21 protein-coding genes are annotated in these 19,298 nt (G+C 33.0%); 12 read left to right on the top strand and 9 right to left on the bottom strand.

The features are described from left to right. Nucleotides 1-13: 13 nt before the first annotated feature. Together B8T70_RS18485 and B8T70_RS18480 are read right to left on the bottom strand one after the other, a co-directional pair. Entirely contained in the window at nucleotides 14-1,651 is a 1,638-nt protein-coding gene (locus B8T70_RS18485) for a S41 family peptidase (protein WP_086895786.1), read from the bottom strand. Between the two features lie 97 nt (nucleotides 1,652-1,748). Next, nucleotides 1,749-2,171 carry a ribonuclease P protein component gene (locus B8T70_RS18480; RefSeq protein WP_039113829.1) on the bottom strand — a complete coding sequence of 141 codons (423 nt, stop codon included), beginning with the start codon at nucleotides 2,169-2,171 and terminating at the stop codon, nucleotides 1,749-1,751. Between the two features lie 125 nt (nucleotides 2,172-2,296). Here B8T70_RS18480 and B8T70_RS18475 point away from each other — a divergent pair, with 125 nt between their 5' ends. The 3 genes from B8T70_RS18475 (at nucleotide 2,297) to B8T70_RS18465 (ending at nucleotide 4,930) form a co-directional block, all read left to right on the top strand. Continuing rightward, complete coding sequence (locus tag B8T70_RS18475) at nucleotides 2,297-3,031, top strand: 1-acyl-sn-glycerol-3-phosphate acyltransferase (RefSeq protein WP_039113830.1); 735 nt, start codon at nucleotides 2,297-2,299, stop codon at nucleotides 3,029-3,031. Nucleotides 3,032-3,041: 10 nt separating this feature from the next. Next, nucleotides 3,042-4,034, top strand: a complete 993-nt coding sequence (locus tag B8T70_RS18470) for an acyl-ACP desaturase (protein ID WP_039113467.1) — start codon at nucleotides 3,042-3,044, stop codon at nucleotides 4,032-4,034. Between the two features lie 242 nt (nucleotides 4,035-4,276). Further along, nucleotides 4,277-4,930, top strand: a complete 654-nt coding sequence (locus B8T70_RS18465; RefSeq protein WP_086895785.1) for an HD domain-containing protein — start codon at nucleotides 4,277-4,279, stop codon at nucleotides 4,928-4,930. Between the two features lie 144 nt (nucleotides 4,931-5,074). Here the strand turns inward: B8T70_RS18465 and B8T70_RS18460 are convergent, their stop codons facing one another. From B8T70_RS18460 to B8T70_RS18430, 7 genes are all read right to left on the bottom strand, one after another. Continuing rightward, nucleotides 5,075-5,605, bottom strand: coding sequence for a hypothetical protein (locus B8T70_RS18460; RefSeq protein ID WP_086895784.1), 531 nt, complete (start codon nucleotides 5,603-5,605; stop codon nucleotides 5,075-5,077). Nucleotides 5,606-5,671: 66 nt separating this feature from the next. Beyond that, nucleotides 5,672-6,076, bottom strand: coding sequence for a hypothetical protein (locus B8T70_RS18455; RefSeq protein WP_086895783.1), 405 nt, complete (start codon nucleotides 6,074-6,076; stop codon nucleotides 5,672-5,674). Nucleotides 6,077-6,236: 160 nt separating this feature from the next. Further along, nucleotides 6,237-7,019, bottom strand: coding sequence for an enoyl-CoA hydratase/isomerase family protein (locus tag B8T70_RS18450; RefSeq protein WP_039113472.1), 783 nt, complete (start codon nucleotides 7,017-7,019; stop codon nucleotides 6,237-6,239). Nucleotides 7,020-7,030: 11 nt separating this feature from the next. Further along, nucleotides 7,031-8,446: an ATP-binding protein gene (locus tag B8T70_RS18445; RefSeq protein ID WP_082001809.1), complete on the bottom strand. Its 1,416-nt coding sequence runs from the start codon at nucleotides 8,444-8,446 to the stop codon at nucleotides 7,031-7,033. A gap of 139 nt (nucleotides 8,447-8,585) precedes the next feature. Then, entirely contained in the window at nucleotides 8,586-9,134 is a 549-nt protein-coding gene (locus B8T70_RS18440; protein WP_086895782.1) for a CopD family protein, read from the bottom strand. Between the two features lie 72 nt (nucleotides 9,135-9,206). Then, complete coding sequence (gene hemH, locus B8T70_RS18435) at nucleotides 9,207-10,220, bottom strand: ferrochelatase (protein WP_086895781.1); 1,014 nt, start codon at nucleotides 10,218-10,220, stop codon at nucleotides 9,207-9,209. Nucleotides 10,221-10,367: 147 nt separating this feature from the next. Continuing rightward, on the bottom strand, nucleotides 10,368-11,240 hold the full coding sequence (locus B8T70_RS18430) for an AraC family transcriptional regulator (RefSeq protein WP_039113478.1): 873 nt from the start codon (nucleotides 11,238-11,240) through the stop codon (nucleotides 10,368-10,370). Between the two features lie 228 nt (nucleotides 11,241-11,468). Between B8T70_RS18430 and hemA the strand changes: the two genes are divergently transcribed. From hemA to B8T70_RS18385, 9 genes are all read left to right on the top strand, one after another. After that, entirely contained in the window at nucleotides 11,469-12,725 is a 1,257-nt protein-coding gene (hemA, locus tag B8T70_RS18425) for a glutamyl-tRNA reductase (protein ID WP_086895780.1), read from the top strand. A 235-nt stretch (nucleotides 12,726-12,960) separates the two neighbouring features. Further along, a complete protein-coding gene (hemC, locus tag B8T70_RS18420; RefSeq protein ID WP_086895779.1) occupies nucleotides 12,961-13,887 on the top strand; it encodes a hydroxymethylbilane synthase in 927 nt (308 codons plus the stop codon). Further along, nucleotides 13,887-14,561 carry a uroporphyrinogen-III synthase gene (locus tag B8T70_RS18415; RefSeq protein ID WP_039118434.1) on the top strand — a complete coding sequence of 225 codons (675 nt, stop codon included), beginning with the start codon at nucleotides 13,887-13,889 and terminating at the stop codon, nucleotides 14,559-14,561. Before hemC ends, B8T70_RS18415 begins: the two co-directional genes overlap by 1 nt. A 79-nt stretch (nucleotides 14,562-14,640) precedes the next feature. Next, nucleotides 14,641-15,666 (top strand): uroporphyrinogen decarboxylase, encoded by a 1,026-nt coding sequence (gene hemE / locus B8T70_RS18410; RefSeq protein WP_039118433.1) that lies wholly within the window; start codon nucleotides 14,641-14,643, stop codon nucleotides 15,664-15,666. 163 nt (nucleotides 15,667-15,829) lie between these two features. Continuing rightward, nucleotides 15,830-16,483, top strand: coding sequence for a hypothetical protein (locus B8T70_RS18405; protein WP_123912127.1), 654 nt, complete (start codon nucleotides 15,830-15,832; stop codon nucleotides 16,481-16,483). A 29-nt stretch (nucleotides 16,484-16,512) separates the two neighbouring features. Next, entirely contained in the window at nucleotides 16,513-16,893 is a 381-nt protein-coding gene (locus tag B8T70_RS18400) for a hypothetical protein (RefSeq protein WP_035618549.1), read from the top strand. Nucleotides 16,894-16,903: 10 nt separating this feature from the next. Continuing rightward, nucleotides 16,904-17,443: a GNAT family N-acetyltransferase gene (locus B8T70_RS18395; RefSeq protein WP_086895777.1), complete on the top strand. Its 540-nt coding sequence runs from the start codon at nucleotides 16,904-16,906 to the stop codon at nucleotides 17,441-17,443. Continuing rightward, nucleotides 17,440-18,342, top strand: a complete 903-nt coding sequence (gene hemF / locus B8T70_RS18390) for an oxygen-dependent coproporphyrinogen oxidase (RefSeq protein WP_086895776.1) — start codon at nucleotides 17,440-17,442, stop codon at nucleotides 18,340-18,342. Before B8T70_RS18395 ends, hemF begins: the two co-directional genes overlap by 4 nt. Beyond that, the gene (locus tag B8T70_RS18385) at nucleotides 18,333-19,277 is read left to right on the top strand and encodes a DUF4421 family protein (RefSeq protein WP_086895775.1); all 945 of its coding nucleotides are present in this window, start codon (nucleotides 18,333-18,335) and stop codon (nucleotides 19,275-19,277) included. The genes hemF and B8T70_RS18385 overlap by 10 nt, the downstream gene beginning before the upstream one ends. Nucleotides 19,278-19,298: the final 21 nt, after the last annotated feature.

The following is a 19,298-nucleotide window of genomic DNA, read 5'->3' as shown; positions in this document are numbered from 1 at the left end:
GATCTTTATTTAATTACATTTTTAAGATAGATTTATATTCCGTTTGGTTGTTTAAAACTCCAACCGCCTTTTTAATCTCTGAGTTGTTTTTAAGATAATATTGATACAAACCTTCTTGATATTGGTATCTTTTTATTAATTCTTCCAAAATCAGATTTTTGATTTCTTTTTGGTTCTTGTCAAGCAAAGTAGTTTCGCTTTTCTCCAGAGCATTAAGTAATTGCTGATATTCAGAAGTAATAGTCTCGTCTATTTTTTCTTTTTTGGCTGCAGCCAAAGTGTTTTTTAAAGCCACTTCAGTTTCAGTATCAAAAGTAATTTTGTTAGTTTTCAAAAACTGTTTGAAGCTATTATAATCAGCATCAGTTATCGTCGGAATTTGAGTTCCAAGATTAGGATTCTTATAGTAATAACTAGTAGCATAGTCAAAAATACCATCGTTTTTAAGTAACGCATTAGTAATTGCACTCAATTTAGTTTCGTCTAATTCGATATCAGGCATAACCCCACCGCCATCATAAACAGTTCTTCCTTTTCTGGTTTTAAAAGCATTAAAGTTTTTTGAATCAGTTTTTGTAGCTACACCATTTTTGTCTTTATGAGCATAATCCAGTGCCTGAATACATCTTCCGGAAGGAGTATAATAACGAGAGATAGTTACTTTAAGCTGAGTTCCATAAGTAAGATCAACAGAACGTTGCACTAAACCTTTACCAAAACTACGACTTCCAAGAACAACCGCGCGATCTAAATCCTGTAAAGCTCCCGATACAATTTCAGATGCCGAAGCACTTCTTCCGTTAACCAAAATAGCCAATGGGATTTGAGTATCAATAGGTTCTTTGGTGGTTTTATAAGTGTTATTATGTTTTTCGATTCTTGATTTAGTAGTTACAATAACTTCATTCTTTGGTACAAAAAGATTACAAATGTTTACAGCTTCATTAAGAAGTCCACCTGGATTTCCTCTCAAATCCAAAACTATCTGAGTTGCTCCATCACGTTTAAGTTGTTCTAATGCCGCTTGAGTTTCGGCAGAAGCTTTACGGCTAAAATGTGCCAAAACGATATAACCCGTTTTAGCATCTATCATTCCAAAAAATGGAACAGACTTAATATCTACTTCATCTAGAACGATATCAGTAGTATTCGTTTTTCCCTGGCGAAGGTATTTAATAGCGATCTTAGTGTTTTTAGCACCTTTTAGCAATTGCGAAGCATCATCCTTAAAGTCAGCAATTAGTACATCACCAATCTGGATGATTTCGTCACCAGCTTTAAGTCCGGCTTTATCGGCAGGATAATCTTTGTATTGTTCTTTAATAATCAATCGGTCTGCCTTTCGGGTAATCAGCGCGCCAATACCAGTATATTCTCCCGTATTGTTGATTTTAAAATTTAAAACATCTTGTTCATTAAAGTAAACAGTATAGGGATCTAAACTAGCCAACATGCTTTTAATGGCTTTATCCATTAAATCACCAGGATTGGTTTCGTCCACATAATTAGTGTTTACAGCTTTAAATAAAGTTGTAAAGATTTCTATTTGCTTTGCGATTTCGAAGAAGTCGTCTTTAAAACTAGTTCCAACGAACAAAAAAGCAGCTGCAACAATAGGGATTATAAATTTTTTTTTGAAAAACGCGACCATGTTTGTGATTTATCTTAAATTTCAGAGTACTAAAATAAGAATAATTCAGTAACATTAACGAGAGTCTATACCGAAACACGTTTTTGAGTGGTAAAATCTATTGAATCGAATCGTTTTGTACGTCCGTTTCGGTTTCAGGAATAGGTTTTGGGTTTATCTGAAGCACAAATTTTTCAAACAATTGAATCGTTTTAGTATTGATTTCTTCATAAGACAGTCTGTCTTTTGTTTGATAAAAGAACATAAACGAATAAGGCTTGTCTAAATTATCAAGTAAGATATGCTTGTTTAAACGATAAGTTTCGCGTAAAACACGTTTGAAGTAATTACGATCAACAGCCTTTTTGAAATATTTTTTGGATGTCGAAACACCCATTTTTATTTTCTCATCTTGCTTTATATCACCAGAATAATAAACCAATCGCAACGGATATTTAGACACCGATTTTCCTTCAGAAAATAGTAGTCCAATTATTGTTTTGCTTTTTAGTCGTTCGTTTTTTGGGTAAGTAAAGCTCATTTTTTGATTTTGAAAAAACTGTGGATTATGCAACAAAGGTACAATTTAACAACAAACCTATTATTATTTGCGATTTAATTAGAGCTAAAAATATATTTATTACTTTTGCAGCTAATTTTTTAAGCATGCAAAAACTAATTTCGTACCCCATTTCCGTTATTTATTATTTGTGTTTTGGATTTTGTTTAGCAATTTTCCATCCAATTCAATGGGTTTGTTTTAATGTTTTTGGCTACCAAGCACATAAAAAAAGTGTAGATTATCTTAATTTCTTTTTAGTTAGATGTACAAACCTAGTTGGTACAACGTATAAATTTGAAAACAGAGAATTAATTCCAACTGGAGTTCCTATTATTTTTGTTTCAAATCACCAAAGCATGTACGATATTGTGGCAATGATTTGGTATTTACGCCGTTTTCATTGTAAATTTGTAAGTAAGAAAGAGTTAGGTTCAGGAATACCAAGTGTATCTTATAATCTACGTCATGGAGGTTCTGTCCTAATTGACCGTAAAGATCCTAAACAAGCCATTCCTGCTATTAAAGGATTGTCTGAATATATTGAAAAAAATAATCGAGCTGCCGTAATCTTCCCCGAAGGCACTCGAAGTAAAACTGGAAAACCAAAGGAATTTGCTCAAAACGGTTTGAAGATATTATGCAAATATGCACCATCTGCATATGTTGTACCTGTTAGTATTAATAACTCATGGAAAATGGTAAAATTTGGCTTTTTTCCTGTGGGTTTAGGAAATCATCTTACCTTTACCATCCATAAACCGTTAGCGGTGAAGGATTACGATTTTACAACGATAATGGAAAAGTCGGAAAAGGCTGTAGTAGAAGGAGTTAAAATTTAAATTATATAAAATGTCTATAAAGAACATTCGATTAGAAGTGATGCAGTTTTTAGAGAAAAACGTAGACAGCTTCGTTGAACAGTATTTAATACCTGTTGAAAAGATTTGGCAGCCGTCAGATTTTTTACCCAATTCTGAAAAAGATACTTTTTTTGAAGAGGTAAAAGAACTACGCGAAATAGCAAAAGAATTACCATACGATTTTTGGGTAACTTTAGTAGGTGATACAATTACCGAAGAAGCTTTACCAACATATGAATCTTGGTTAATGGATGTAGAAGGTATTAATCAAGTTGAAAATGGTGGAAACGGTTGGTCTAAATGGATCAGACAGTGGACTGGTGAAGAAAACCGTCACGGTGATTTGCTAAACAAATACTTGTATTTGTCTGGTCGTGTAAATATGCGCGAAATAGAAATGACCACACAACATTTAATCAATGATGGTTTTGATATAGGAACAGGAAGTGATCCATACAAAAACTTTGTGTACACTAGTTTTCAAGAGCTTGCAACGTATGTTTCTCATAACAGAGTAGCACAAATGGCTAAGAAATATGGTGATAACAAATTGTCTAAAATGTGTAAAATGATTGCTGGTGACGAAATGCGCCATCATCATGCGTATAGCGAATTTGTTACTCGTATTTTTCAAGTTGATCCTAGCGAAATGATGCTTGCTTTTCAATACATGATGAAGCAAAAAATCGTTATGCCAGCGCATTTCCTTAGAGAATCAGGGCAAAAGATAAGTTCTGCTTTTGAGCAATTTTCTGATTCAGCACAACGTATCGGTGTTTACACTGCTAGCGATTATGTAGATATCATGCAAAAGTTAATTGACAAATGGGAAATTGATAAAATTGGTGGTCTTACAGATGAAGCTGAAAAAGCACGTGATTACTTGATGAAATTACCAGGAAGAATGGCAAAAATATCTGAAAGATTAGTTATTCCTCAAGAGTCACATATCTTTAAATGGGTAGAGCCTGCAAGACTTTAAATTTTAAATTTCTGATTTTGAGTTTAGATTTAGGATTTTAAATTGAATTTCTATTTTGAAGCTGAACTTTGAAAAAATATAAATATTTATGTTGATTGTTAAGGTTTTCAAGACTTTGACAATCAACATTTTTTATTTAAAATAAGGATTTAGAGCTAATCTGTTTATTTAAATCCTGTTAATCTGCAAAATCTGTATACTATTTTTAGTCTTGCAGAGAAGCACTAATTAAATACATGAATATGAATAATTCTGAGATAATAAGTAAAACAATCACTTTTGTAAAAGAAAAACTAAATGATGCCGAAGGAGGGCATGATTGGTTTCATATTGAGCGAGTGTATAAAAATGCACTTTTAATCGCTAATAACACACCTTGTGACGTTACAGTAGTAAAATTAGGTGCTTTGCTACATGATATTGCCGATAGTAAGTTTCATAACGGAGATGAAAGTATTGGACCAAGAACAGCAAGATTGTTTTTAGAGTCAGAAAATGTTTCGGAAGAGATTATAGCGCATGTTGTAAGTATTATAGAAAACATATCATACAAAGGAGGCAATTTTGAAAAGAAATTTAATTCGACAGAATTAGATATCGTACAAGATGCAGACCGTTTAGATGCTATTGGTGCAATAGGTGTTGCAAGAGCGTTTCATTACGGAGGGTTCAAGGATAGAACTATCTATGATCCTAATATTGCTCCGATTACCAATATGACTAAGGAAGAATATAAAAAGAATAATGCACCAACAATTAATCATTTTTATGAGAAATTATTGTTGCTAAAAGATAAAATGAATACCGAAACCGGAAAGCAAATCGCTGCCGAAAGACACCGTTTTATGGAAACATTCCTTTCGCAGTTTTATGCTGAGTGGGAAGGAGTGAAGTAGTATTCAGTCTCAGTATTCAGTTTTTAGTGAAATGTAAACTGTGAAAAGTAATCAGTAAGAAGAGTTTAGTTTGTCAGGTTGAGCGGAGTCGAGGCCTTTTAAAAAAAAGAGCCTAAGTTTATGTATAAAACTTAGGCTCTTTTTTTAGTCTTTTAAGCTATAAAGTATTTTTTGGAAATCTGCTTTATACTTGTCTTTGTTATCCATAGAACACCAGGATAAAACTTTGTAAAAAGCGGTTTTAGTTTCTACAATCCCAACAAAGTAGTAAATGCTATTATTGATTTCTTTGTCAAAATAACTTGCATCACATTCGATAAAACTGATCTCTCCTTTTTTTGTTGATTTTGGTTTTGACACATCTCTTTTTTCTTCATCTTTTAGAAAGTCTTTAATGAAATCCTCGTAAAATTCGTTAGTAGAGGTGTAGTTCATTTCAAGAAGTTTCAACTCTTCTTTAGTATCAAAAATGACAACTCCATATATATCTTTTACAACGTTTTTATATTGTATGGCTGCAGAGCTGTTTAAATCAGCAGTTTTGCTCATATAATCAGGCAAACTGATATCAAAAGTGTGTCCTGCTTTATACTCTTTAAAAGTGCTTTGAGAGAAAATAGCTGTACTCATAAAAAGTGTAGCTATTAAAAATAAAGATGTTACTGTAGTTTTCATTTGGAATATTTCTTGGTGGTTTTGGTTATGAATGATTAGTAGAGACGAACCGCAATGCTTCTTTGATTATATAATACCTTTTTCAATCATCTCAAGCATTACTGGAGATGCATTTTTAAAAGTTGGAGCTTGTTCGATAATGCTTCCTACATTCTTTTTATTTACTTTAAAAGTAATATCAGCATCGGTTGTAAACAATAAAGCCGTTAAAAAAGGATTCTTGATGTATGGAGTCAGAACAATAAAAGCTTCATCAAGAGTATGGAAACTTTCTATTTCTTCTGTTTTATAACGTGCTGTAAGAGAAACACCGTAAGTAGTTTCATCTTCGTTAATGACAAGGCGAAAATAGATGTTCTTTATTTCGGTGTCACCAATGGTTTTAGCCAATGTAAGTTTAGCAAAAGTTCCACTCTGGATACTTTCTTTTACTTTTTGCCAAAACTCTTTTAATATAGGTTCGTAAGACATGATGTTGTTTTAATATTATTTATTGTTTTAACGGTTTAATGACTTAACCGCAAAGGGCGTAATCCCGAAGCTTCGGAATACGCAAAGAACGCTAGGAATAAAATCACACAAAGCTTTGCTAACTTTGCGTAACCTTAGCGTTCTTTGCGGTTAAAAATCTTTACTTCCCTGTAAATTCAGCTTTTCTTTTTTCTAAGAATGCTGTAGTTCCTTCGATGAAATCTTTAGTTCCAAAGCATTTACCAAAAGATTTTATTTCAGTTTCAAAACCATTTTTGCCATCTTTATAATTAGCATTTATAGCTTTAATCGCTTTAGAAATAGCGTATGGAGCATTCTTGATTATCTTCTCTGCAATACCGTTGCAATAAGCAATAAGCTCAGCTTGAGGTACCACGTGATTTACTAATCCGTATTGTTTGGCTTCTTCAGCGTTAAGCATTCCAGCAGTCATAATCATTTCCATAGCACGACCTTTACCAATAAGTTGAGGTAAACGTTGTGTTCCTCCATAGCCAGGAATAAGTCCTAAAGAAACTTCAGGTAATCCCATTTTTGCATTATCAGATGCAATTCGGAAATGACAAGCCATTGCCAATTCTAATCCACCACCAAGAGCAAAACCATTTACGGCTGCAATAACTGGTTTCTTTAAATTTTCGATAAAATCAAATAATTTCTCCTGACCTTCTGCTGCCAAAGCAGTTCCTTCTTCGATAGAATAATTAGCAAATTCTGAAATATCAGCTCCAGCTACAAATGCTTTTTCTCCGCTTCCAGTTAAGACAATTACACGAATGTCATTGTTTTTTGCCAATAATTTAAATGCTTTTTGCAAATCATTAATCGTTGTTTTATTCAAAGCATTAAGCTTCGTAGGGCGATTAATTGTAACGGTTGCAATTTTCTCTTCGATTGAGACTAGTATATTTTCGTAGTTCATGATACTGTTATTTATGAGTTTGTAATTGGTAATGTAACCGTAAATGTGGTTCCTTTTCCGTATTCTGTTTCAAAGGTAATTGTTCCTTTATAATTTTCGATAATGTTTTTTATAATTCCGAGACCAAGACCCATTCCGCTATTCTTTGTGGTAAACTTTGGTTCAAAAACACGGTCAACATCTTGTTTTTGTATTCCTATTCCGTTGTCTGTTACAGTAATTTCAACATTGTCGCCTTGTCTTTTTACAGTAACCAAAATCGATTTATAATGTTGGATTTCTGGAATGGCTTGTGTAGCATTTTTAACCAGATTGGTAATAATTCGGATAAGTTGTGTTCTATCCATTTTCGAAATAATCTCTTCCTCTTCACTTTGGAAAACAATATATTCTTCGTTAAAGATATCTAGCGCAAGCTCTACCACTTCCACCACATTTAATGTTTCGTTTTGTTGTGCAGGCATCGAAGCAAAATTTGAAAATGCCGAAGCCACAGCTGTCATGGTATCTATTTGCTGAATTAATGTTTCGGAGTAATCATTCAGTTTTTGCTTAACATCAGGAGCAGTTGGGTCAAATTTTCTTTGGAAACTTTGTACTGTCAAACGCATTGGCGTAAGCGGATTTTTAATTTCATGCGCTACTTGTTTCGCCATTTCGCGCCAAGCTTCCTCACGTTCGCTTTGAGCTAGTTTTATAGCACTTTTCTCGAGTTTTTCCACCATTCCGTTGTAAGACTTGATTAGGAAGTTAATCTCCTTACTGCTGGCCTCTAAAACAATCATTTCGTTTTTCTGGTTCAGGTTGGTCTCACTCAGCTTATCCGAAATGGTTTTTAATGATTTGGTGATGTAGGTTGATAGGAAATAAGCCAGTGCAAATGCTACAATAAGCATAAATGAATAAACCTGACCTAAACGGATAAGGAAAGTATTAAGCTCATTTTCATAATAACCATCATCTTCAATATATGGTAAATTCAAAATCCCGAGCGGTTTGAATTTTTCGTCTTTTATTAAACTATACGAAGAACGGTTTTTTACACCATCTTGAGTTTTTATATCGACAAAGCGCTTTTCTATAGAAGAACGCACTAGTTTTAAAATGTATTCAGGGATTGGTGGCGAAACTTTATCAACAGCAAATGATTCTTTGGATGATTTTAAAAGTTGGCCTTTAAGACTATAAATGTTGATTTCGATATTATGAATTTGTGCTAATTCATGAATTTTATCTTTAAAAATCAAATCCAAATTGGCAGTTTTTAAAGGATAAGTTGTAGTTGCCAAAACATAATTGATATGTTCTTTTACCGCGTTTTCTTTTCGCTCTAAACGCTCTTGATGATATTCTTTGGCCTCATTCTTAAATTGAATAATCGAAATCGAAGCCAATAAAACAGAAGCAACAACAATCAATACAATCATCGAAAGGAATATCCTTACACGCAACGAAAGCATCGACATTTTGAAGTTCTTGAACATTTTTTTTAGTTTACAGTCTCGGTTTGCAGTACTAGTATTCAGTCTCAGTTTGAAATCTGTAAACTGCCACTGCGACTAAGAACTATTTTTTTTCTCGTATTCTTTTATAAAATTGAAATCCCAGCATGATTAAAACCGAGAATAATATAATCCCGATTACACCATAAATCCAGTTTACAGCATTTTTTAAAACAACCAAAAACACTACAGAAAACAAGATTATCGTTGCTCCTTCATTCCACAAACGCATGAAATTATTAGTGTGTTTTACTTCGTCATTTTGTAATTGCTTAAATATCTGATGGCATTTTCCGTGATATAAATATAATAAAAATACAAAGCAAAGTTTTACGTGCATCCAGGGCATTTGTAACCATGATTTACCTAAATCGGTAAAAAACAACATCCAGAAAGCAAAAATGCTTGCTAAAACTGCCGATGGCCAGGTAATAATATACCATAAACGATACGTCATTATCTTGTATTGCTTTTGCAAAATCTCTTTTTCTGGTGATGGTTTATCATTGGCTTCGATTTGGTAAACAAATAATCGAACAATATAAAACAATCCAGCAAACCAAGTGATTACAAAGATGAGGTGTAATGACTTTAAGTAGTTATAGTATTCCATTATATATTTATAATTTTGGCCACAACTTGCGTCCAGTATAAAATCTTTTTTCTTTACTCTTTGTTCTATTTTCTATTTAGCCCAATCTTTAATCCAGTTGCTTACCGTTACACACCACTCATCATCATCATTTAAACATGGAATAGCAAGGAATTCTTCTCCGCCATTTTCTTGAAAATCTTCTTTGGCGCGCATGGCAATTTCTTCCAAAGTTTCTAAACAATCAGAAACAAAAGCAGGAGTTACGACAGCTAAATTTTTGATTCCTTTAGCTGGCATTTTATTAATTTCAACATCAGTGTAAGGCTCTAACCATTTGTCTCCAGCCAATCGTGATTGGAAAGTTAAACTGTATTTATCCGCAGGAAGTCCTAATAACTTCACGACCTGTCTTGTGGTTTCATAACATTGATGGCGGTAGCAAAAATCGTGTGCAGGTGATGGCGTATTACAACATGAACCATCGATTTTGCAATGTGATTTTGTTACATCGGTTTTGCGAATATGACGTTCTGGGATTCCGTGGTAAGAAAATAATAAATGGTCATATTCAAACCCAACTAGATTTCTTTTAATAGAATCGGCAAGGTTTTTAATATAATCTGGTTTATTGTAAAAGGCAGGAACATCGGTAAAAGTCATCTGTGGAAACTTCTTTTTACGAATTTCTTCAGCTTTAACCAAAATTGTCAAAGTCGATGCCATTGCGTATTGAGGATATAAAGGAAAAAGTAATACTTCGGTAACTCCTTTTTCATGTAATTCCTGAAGTCCTTTTTCAATTGTCATGCTTCCATAACGCATTGCCAATGCAACAGGTACATCGACTAAAGGTTGTATTTTCTTTTGCATTCTTTCAGAAAGAACAACAAGAGGAGAACCTTCATCCCACCAAATCTTTTCGTAAGCATGTGCCGATTCTTCGGGTCTTTTTCTTAAAATGATTCCACGAACTAATAATGCTCTCAATAAATACGGAACGTCGATTACGTATTTATCCATTAAAAATTCATCTAAATATGGTTTTACATCTTTTGGAGTTGGACTTTCGGGTGAACCCAGATTTACTAATAATACGCCTTTCATTATGATTTTCTTGCTTTAGGCTTTAAGCTTTAGGCTTTAAGCATTTGTTTGTTTAAATTTTCGTCAAAAGTATGTAATACAACTTTTGAGAAATATGATAAATATTATTTTTTATTTATGTTTTGATATATAAAATTGATGTTGATTTTAAATATTAGTATTTATTGACATCAGATATTTTTTTGGAGTTGTTGCAAATTTCTTTTTAAAAGCTGCAATAAAATGACTTCCAGTACTATATCCTATTTTTAAACCTACTTCGTTTACATTATAAGAACCACTGTCAAGTAATTTTCGGGCATAATCCATTTTATAGTCGAATAGAAACCCATAAACAGTATCGCCATAAATTTGTTTGAAACCCATTTTTAGTTTCTTCAGGTTCAAACCAATTTCATCAGCTAGTTCCTGTAAACCTGGAGGTTCAGCCATATTGGCGATAATAATTTCTTTGGCTTTTCGAATTTTTAAAACATTGTCTTCATCTATTAAAAACGGACATTGTTCGGCATTTGGATCTTCGGTTCTGTTAAAATATAAACTCAATAACTCGTATCCTTTGCCTTTGTAATACAGGTTTTTTATTGATGGATGTAGATTATAATGAAATAGCTGACTCAGAACAATTGCCATCGATGGACTAATGTTTCCTTCGTTATAATATTTCTTATCTTTATTATCGGCACTTAAAAAAGTGATGTAATCAGCTTCGGTTGAGAATAATGCATGAAATTTCTTAATCGAAATGATTACCGAAATAACCCATGAATTTGGCGAAAGTTCTAAATGGAGAGGTAATTCTTTTTGAGGATTGTATAAAAGTAGCGATTTTTCTTCTTTCAATTCCAATGCATAACTGCCTTGATTGAATAGGAATTTTGCTTTTCCTTTTATACCAAAGTGAAACTGTATCAGCCCACTACCGATCTCTCGCTGGGCATTAAATAACTCCGAACTGTCATTCTGAAAACGAATAAGCGTAAAGTCGTCTTCAATTTTTATAATTTCTTGAGAACTCATAGCGATATTTTTTTTTGCTAAAAATGAAAGTTAATCTCAAATCTTATTTAGAATAACTCTAAATAAAACAATTCTAATGACTTGATTTTGCTGCAAAAATAACGTTTTTTGCATAATAACAACCAATTAGAATTAAAAAAACACATAGCGACACAAAAAGTACTTTGAGCGTTACTTTTATAAATACTATAATGATAATTTTGTTGCACTTTTATGACAAGGGCATTTATGGAAAATAATAACGTATCGAAACATCAGTATTTTTATTCAGTTGGACTGAGCTATAAAAAGGCCGATGCTGCGATTAGGGGTAAGTTTAGTTTAGACGCTGATGGAAAAACGCGCCTGCTGGAACAAGCCAAGAATGAAGGAATTGAAAGTTTAATAGTTACATCTACATGCAACCGTACAGAAATATATGGTTTTGCAGAACATCCTTTTCAACTTATAAAATTGATTTGCGAAAACAGTAATGGTTCTATCGAAGAATTTCAGAAAGTTGGTTTCGTATATAAAAATCAAGAAGCAATCAATCATCTTTTTAGAGTAGGAACTGGTTTAGACAGTCAGATTTTAGGAGATTTTGAGATTATTGCTCAAATAAAAACTAGCTTCACACAATCAAAAGCATTTGGTTTAGCCAATACTTTTATCGAAAGATTAGTAAACGCGGTGATTCAGGCTAGCAAAAAAATAAAAAATGAAACCGAAATAAGTTCAGGTGCAACTTCAGTATCTTTTGCTTCGGTTCAGTATATTATAAAAAACGTTGAAGATATCGGGAACAAGAACATCTTGTTATTTGGTACTGGAAAAATTGGTAGAAATACTTGTGAGAATTTAGTAAAACATACTAAAAACGAACATATCACTTTGATAAACCGTACTAAAGATAAAGCCGAAAAACTTGCTGGAAAATTAAATCTTATTGTAAAAGATTATTCAGAGTTACATCTTGAACTACAAAAGGCTGATGTTGTTGTTGTGGCAACGGGAGCACAAAACCCTACAGTTGATAAAGCAATCCTAAATCTTAAAAAACCTTTATTGATCCTGGATTTATCGATTCCTAAGAATGTAAATGAAAATGTAGAAGAACTGGAAGGAGTTACTTTAATCCACATGGATTATTTGTCGCAACTTACAGACGAAACTTTAGAGAATCGTAAAAAACATATTCCTGCTGCCGAAGCTATCATTGAAGAAATTAAGGAAGAATTTGTAACCTGGACTAAAGGAAGAAAATTTGCTCCGACTATCAATGCTTTGAAAGAAAAACTGAATGCGATAAAAAATTCAGAGTTGGATTTCCAAAGTAAAAAAATAGCTGATTTTAACGAGGAACAAGCCGAAATTATCAGTGCAAGAATCATCCAGAAAATTACAACTCATTTTGCCAATCACCTTAAAGATGATAATACAATGGTAGATGAAAGTATCGAATGGATTGAAAAAGTATTTAAAATAGGAGTGAGCGCAAAATAAAATTTCGCATTACGCAAAATAAGATTTTACCATTAAGAGATTAAGAAAATTAAACTCTGTGTTATAAATACAATCCTTAATGAACCTTAATTTCTTAATGATGAAAATTAGGATAGCGAACTATTTTTTAAGGTAAGAGATTATCTTTATTAACTTAAAAGAATACTCACCAAGCTTAATGAACCTTAATTTCTTAATGGTAAAAAACAAGAAACCTTGGTTTTAATAAACAGAAATGGCAGATAAAATTATAAGAATAGGAACTCGCGATAGCGAATTAGCCCTTTGGCAAGCGCATACGGTCGAGAAAAAACTAAACGATTTAGGATATAAAACCCAAATTATTGCGGTTAAATCGCAAGGTGATATATTACTTGACAAACCACTTTACGAACTCGGAATCACAGGTATCTTTACTAAAACACTAGATATTGCCATGATTAATGGTGAAATAGATATTGCAGTGCATTCTATGAAAGATGTTCCAACGGCTTTGCCAAAAGGAATTGTTCAGGCAGCTGTTCTGGAAAGAGCCAATTCATTAGATATTTTGGTTCATAAAGGCAATCTGGATTTCTTAAATGAGTCTGCTACTATTGCAACCGGAAGTTTACGTCGCCAGGCGCAATGGTTAAACAAATACCCAAATCATAAAGTTGTTGATTTACGTGGAAACGTAAATACACGCATGCAAAAATTAAACGATAACGATTGGAGCGGAGCCGTTTTTGCAGCAGCAGGACTAGAGAGAATCAATTTAAAACCAGAAAATTATATTAATCTGGATTGGATGATTCCAGCACCAGCTCAAGGTGCAATGGTTGTTGTGGCTATGGAAAATGACAATTTTGCATTGGACGCTCTAACTCAACTTAATGATATAGAAACAGAAATTGTTACTTATATCGAACGCCAGTTTTTAAGAACTCTTGAGGGTGGTTGTACCGCACCAATAGGCTCTTTAGTCAAATATAATGATGAAGAAGATACGCTTCATTTTCAAGGGGTTTTATTTTCTTTGGATGGAAAAATAAAAATCGAAATTGATAAGATTGTTCCAATTGAAGAATGGAAAAAACTAGGTTTTAATATGGCACAAGAAGTTCTAAAGAATGGTGGGGCTGAATTAATGAAATCGATTAAAGAATCTCTAAAAAAATAATGGCTAAAACAATTCAAATATTATCTACAAAAATACTTTCGAGTATTCAGAAACAAGAATTGCAAAAAGCAAATATTGATTTAGTAGAAGCAAATTTCATTGAAACTCAAAATAAACCTTTTAAGATTCAGGATATCAACGAAAATCTGATTTTCACGAGTCAGAATGCAGTTCATAGCGTTTTATCTGATCCAAAATCAGAAGAATTGAAAAGTAAAAATGTCTTTTGCGTTGGTTTAAAAACAAAGATTCTATTATCTGAAAGCGGATTTAATGTTGTAGCTTATACTGGTTATGCAGCTGATCTTGCCGAAATAATTACTTTGATTTATGGCAATGAAAGTTATACCTTTTTCAGTGGAAACCTTAGAAGAGAAACATTGCCAAAAGCACTAAAAGATGCTGGAGTAAAATTGAATGAGATTAATGTGTATGAAACTACTTTAACTCCTCAAAAAATCAATTCAGCTGTAGATGGAATCTTGTTTTATAGCCCATCTGGAATTGAAAGTTATCTGAAAGAGAATACTATTAAAAATGAAAAATGCTTTTGTATTGGAGAAACCACGGCAGAGGCTTTAGAAAAAATTACTAAAAACATCATCATCGCTGATCAACCAACTGTTGAAGATGTGCTTGAAGACGTAATTACTGAATATTGCAATAAGCTTTAGGCATTAAGCTGAAAGCAAAAAATTATAGACAAACAAATGCTTAAAGCCTAAAGCTTAAAGCCTAAAGCAAATAAAAACCATGTTAAAAAACGACCTATTTTTAAAAGCACTTAAAGGAGAAACAGTTCAACGTCCGCCAGTTTGGATGATGCGTCAGGCAGGAAGATATTTGCCAGAATTTATCGCTTTGCGTGATAAATATGATTTTTTCACTCGTTGTCAGACTCCAGAATTAGCTGCAGAAATTACTGTACAGCCTATTCGTCGTATTGCTCCAGATGCTGCAATTTTATTCTCGGATATTTTAGTAGTTCCTCAAGCAATGGGAATTGAAGTATTGATGAAAGAGAATTTTGGTCCGTTTTTACCAAATCCTATCCGTACGATGCAAGATGTTCAGAGAGTTTATATTCCGGACATTCAGGAAAGCCTTGGTTACGTAATGGATGCAATTAAGCTAACAAAGGAAATGCTGAATGATGAGGTGCCTTTAATTGGTTTTGCAGGTTCTCCTTGGACAATTTTCTGCTATGCTGTAGAAGGTAAAGGTTCTAAAAGTTTTGATACTGCTAAAGGATTTTGTTTTTCAAACCCAGCAGCTGCACATACATTATTACAAAAAATTACAGATACAACTATTTTATACCTAAAAGAAAAAGTAAAAGCAGGAGTTGACGCTGTTCAGATTTTTGATTCTTGGGGTGGAATGCTTTCACCTGTAGATTATCAAGAGTTTTCATGGAAATACATGAATCAGATTGTTGAAGCTTTGGCTGACCACGCTCCGGTAATTGTTTTCGGAAAAGGATGTTGGTTTGCTTTAGGCGAAATGGGTCAGAGTCGTGCTTCGGCATTAGGAGTTGACTGGACTTGTTCGGCAAGAAATGCTCGTTACCTATCTGGAGGAAATATAACATTACAAGGAAATTTTGATCCATCAAGATTATTTTCTCCAATTCCAACCATCAAAAAAATGGTACACCAAATGATTGATGAATTCGGAAAAGACAAATATATCGTAAATTTAGGTCACGGAATTTTACCAAATGTTCCTGTAGACCACGCCAAAGCGTTTATTGACGCGGTTAAGGAATACGGGAACTAGAAGTTTGTAGTGCTCAGTTACAGTTTACAGTTTTGACTCCTACAAGGTTTTTTCAACCTTATAGGAGTCAAATGGCTTAGCTGCTTATGTAGGACAAACCTACAAGGTTGAAAAAACCTTGCAGGAAATGAAACTAAAGAGGATTAAGAGATACTGAAAATAAATGCTCGCAAATATAAATTTTCATAGAAACTCACCATTTTCTTTTATAGAATATGGCTTTTATGCTTATTATGCGACTGTGTTTTTGATGGTTTGGTTGCATCCTGAACAATACAATACTAGTTTGATAAACGATTTAGCTATATTAATCGTTTTTGAATTTATAATGGTTCATTCAGGAGTTTTTATGGCGGTAATGCCAAAGAGATATTCTATTTTCGTCTTTTTTCCCATGTACGGTCTTTTTGCATATAGTTTCAATAATTCTGTTATTGATACCAATATTTTTTATATTTATTTGCTGGTAGTTTTAAATCGAATGCGATTTGCTTTCTCAAATGTTAGTGATGAAATTAGATTAAAAGAGATAGCAAAATCGGTTTTTAGGGCAATGTTGTATTTTGTTTTACTTTTTGCCGTAGTGCTAGGGAATGTGTTTGTACCAAAACTAGGACTTACACCCGATTTTTTGGAAAAAGTTCATTACTTTGATGAAATAAAATCTAGTGGATTAATTATGGAAAAGCCATATATCGCAATGTGTATGGGTTTTTTATATTATTCATTACCCGTTTTGTTTTTCTTATACAGAATAATAAAACGTACTTATAACTCTTACTTTGTAAAAGAGAGAGTGATAAAAAGATACTATTAGAAACTTTGCAGAAAATAAAATATTAAAATATGCTAAACAAAGGATTACGAGATGAAGAAAGTACCCGAATAGACAATGTACTTAAAGTATTAATGTCCATTGGATTCCTGCCTAAATTTTGGAATATCGAAGATACTAGTCTTATCGATAATGAACTTACAAGCTTTGGATTAAGTGTAGAGAGTATGGTTAATCTTAGCGAACAGGATTTAATTACGCTCTTAGTTAGATGCCATTTAGATTGGAATCAATTAGAATTATTTGGAGATTTTTTAGTTAGATTCTCCGTTGTAGATAATTATAACTTTTCAGGAAAAGCAATTGCCATTTATGAATATGTTCAGCAAGAAAGCAAGACCTTTTCATTTGGGATTATTAGTAAAATTGCTTCTGCAAAAGCAAATTTGTAAATCATAGCAAATGATAATCTATAAAACAGAAGAGTTTCATATAACAACTTTAACTTTAAAAGATGCGATAAGTCTTAATGAAATGATGCTTCATAATGTTGAACGTTTTAAAAGATATTTTCCTAGAACGCTTTCTAAAAACTTGACTCTTGAAGCTTCAAAAGCTTATGTTTTAGATAAAAATAACGAGATTCAATCCAATTCTGAATTTACTTTTGGAATTAAAGAAAACAAAACTGATAAAATTGCAGGACTAATTATCATCAAGAAATTGAACTGGGAAACCAAACAAGGCGAACTTGCTTATTGTATTGGAGCAAAATATCAAGGAAAAGGTTGGGTATCTGATGCAGTAAGTCAAATTTCAAATTATGCTTTCAATGAATTAAATTTGAAAACATTACAAATTATTTCTCATAAAACGAATTTAGGAAGCATTAAAGTCGCAGAAAATTGCGGATTCCTATGGAGAAAAACATTAATTAGCGAATTTACTCCAACTAATGAACTTGCGTTAGATATGGAATTATATGAATTAACAAAAAGATGAAAGAACAGTTTTATAAATATATACAAGGCCTTCAGGATACAATAGTTTCAGGATTAGAAGCAGTTGATGGTCAAGCCAAATTCCGTGAAGATATCTGGGAACGTCCAGAAGGAGGAGGTGGAAGAACACGTGTAATCGAAAACGGAGCTGTTTTTGAAAAAGGCGGTGTTAATATATCGGCAGTTCATGGTAAATTGCCAGAAGCCATGCAAAAAATGTTTAATGTAGGCGAAGCCGATTTTTTTGCTTGTGGACTAAGTTTGGTTTTACATCCAAAAAATCCAATGGTTCCTACTGTCCACGCCAATTGGCGTTATTTTGAAATGTATGATAATCAAGGAAATGTAATTCAGCAATGGTTTGGTGGAGGTCAGGATTTAACGCCTTATTATTTGTTCGAAAAAGATGCGAAACACTTTCATCAGACATGTAAAATAGCTTGTGACAAACACAATCCAGAGTTTTATCCGAAATATAAAAAACAATGTGATGCCTACTTCTGGAATGCGCACCGTAATGAAGCCCGCGGAATAGGAGGATTGTTCTTTGATTATTGCAAAGCTACAGACGAAATGAGCATGCAGGATTGGTATAATTTTGTTACCGAAGTAGGAAATAGTTTCTTAGAAGCTTATGTTCCAATTGTCGAAAGAAGAAAAATTCTATTATATACCGAAGAACAAAGAACATGGCAAGAAATTCGTCGTGGTCGTTATGTCGAGTTTAATCTGGTTCACGATAAAGGAACTTTATTTGGTTTAAAAACCAATGGTAGAATCGAGAGTATCTTAATGAGTTTGCCACCTCATGTACAATGGGTTTACGATCATCATCCAGAAGTAGGAAGCGATGAGGAAAGATTAATACAAACGCTTGAAAATCCTAGAGAATGGATGTAAAATTGATTTATATTATGTTTTTTGCAGGAGTTTTTGGGTGTTTTGCTCAAAAAGATTCTCTTCAAAATCCCTATTTTAAATCATATGATGATAAAGTTACCGCAAGTATTTATTATCTGGATACATCCAATAATTTTCAGTTTGTTTACCCTGTTCCTGGAGAAGGGACAAAAATTCTTAATTTGATTCCTAATCGAAAAGAACAATTAGGCGCTTCACTTTCGTTTAAGTTTGTTGATTTGTCATTTGGTTTCTCTCCAAAATTTTTAAATGCCAATAAAGATAATTCTGGTTCTAAGCTTTTAAGTCTTAATACAAGATTGTATCACAAGCAATGGATGCAGAGCTTTACTTATTTTTATCAAAAAGGGTTTTATGTAAGTCAAGATGGTATAGACGCGGCTTTCCCAGGATTTAAATCGATTAAAATTGGTGGAGCTACATCTTATATTTTTAATAAAAAGTTTTCTTATAAAGCAATCGCAAGTCAGAATGAGTGGCAAACAAAGAGTGCAGGAAGTTTTATTCCTAACTTTTCTGCTTATTACACCAATATAAAATATAATGGAGATGGAGATAAAATAAATGGGAAAACATATCTGTTCTCATTGGCGCCATCCTATTTTTATAATCTGGTTTTAGGAAAACATGTTTTGGTTTCTGCAGGATTATCTTTGGGCGCAGGTATTTACTTTACGGAGGGTCATTCTAAAGTGGTTTCTGAATTGGATATGAGTTTGAAAACGGGTTACAATTCCGATTCGTTTTTTGCATTCGTGAATATTAATTATCTCAATTTTGTTGAGGGTGAAACAAGTGATATAGGCTTAAATGATAATATATCGACTGTAAAAATTACGGCGGGTTATCGATTTAATGCTCCCAAAAAAGTGACCGAGATTTATGATAAAATAAATCAGAAAACGGGATTATAAGATAAAAAGAGAGAGGCACCA

It is taken from the genome of Flavobacterium sp. AJR, from assembly GCF_002156885.1.
GTDB lineage: Bacteria > Bacteroidota > Bacteroidia > Flavobacteriales > Flavobacteriaceae > Flavobacterium.
This window is presented reverse-complemented; position numbering and strand designations above follow the sequence as displayed.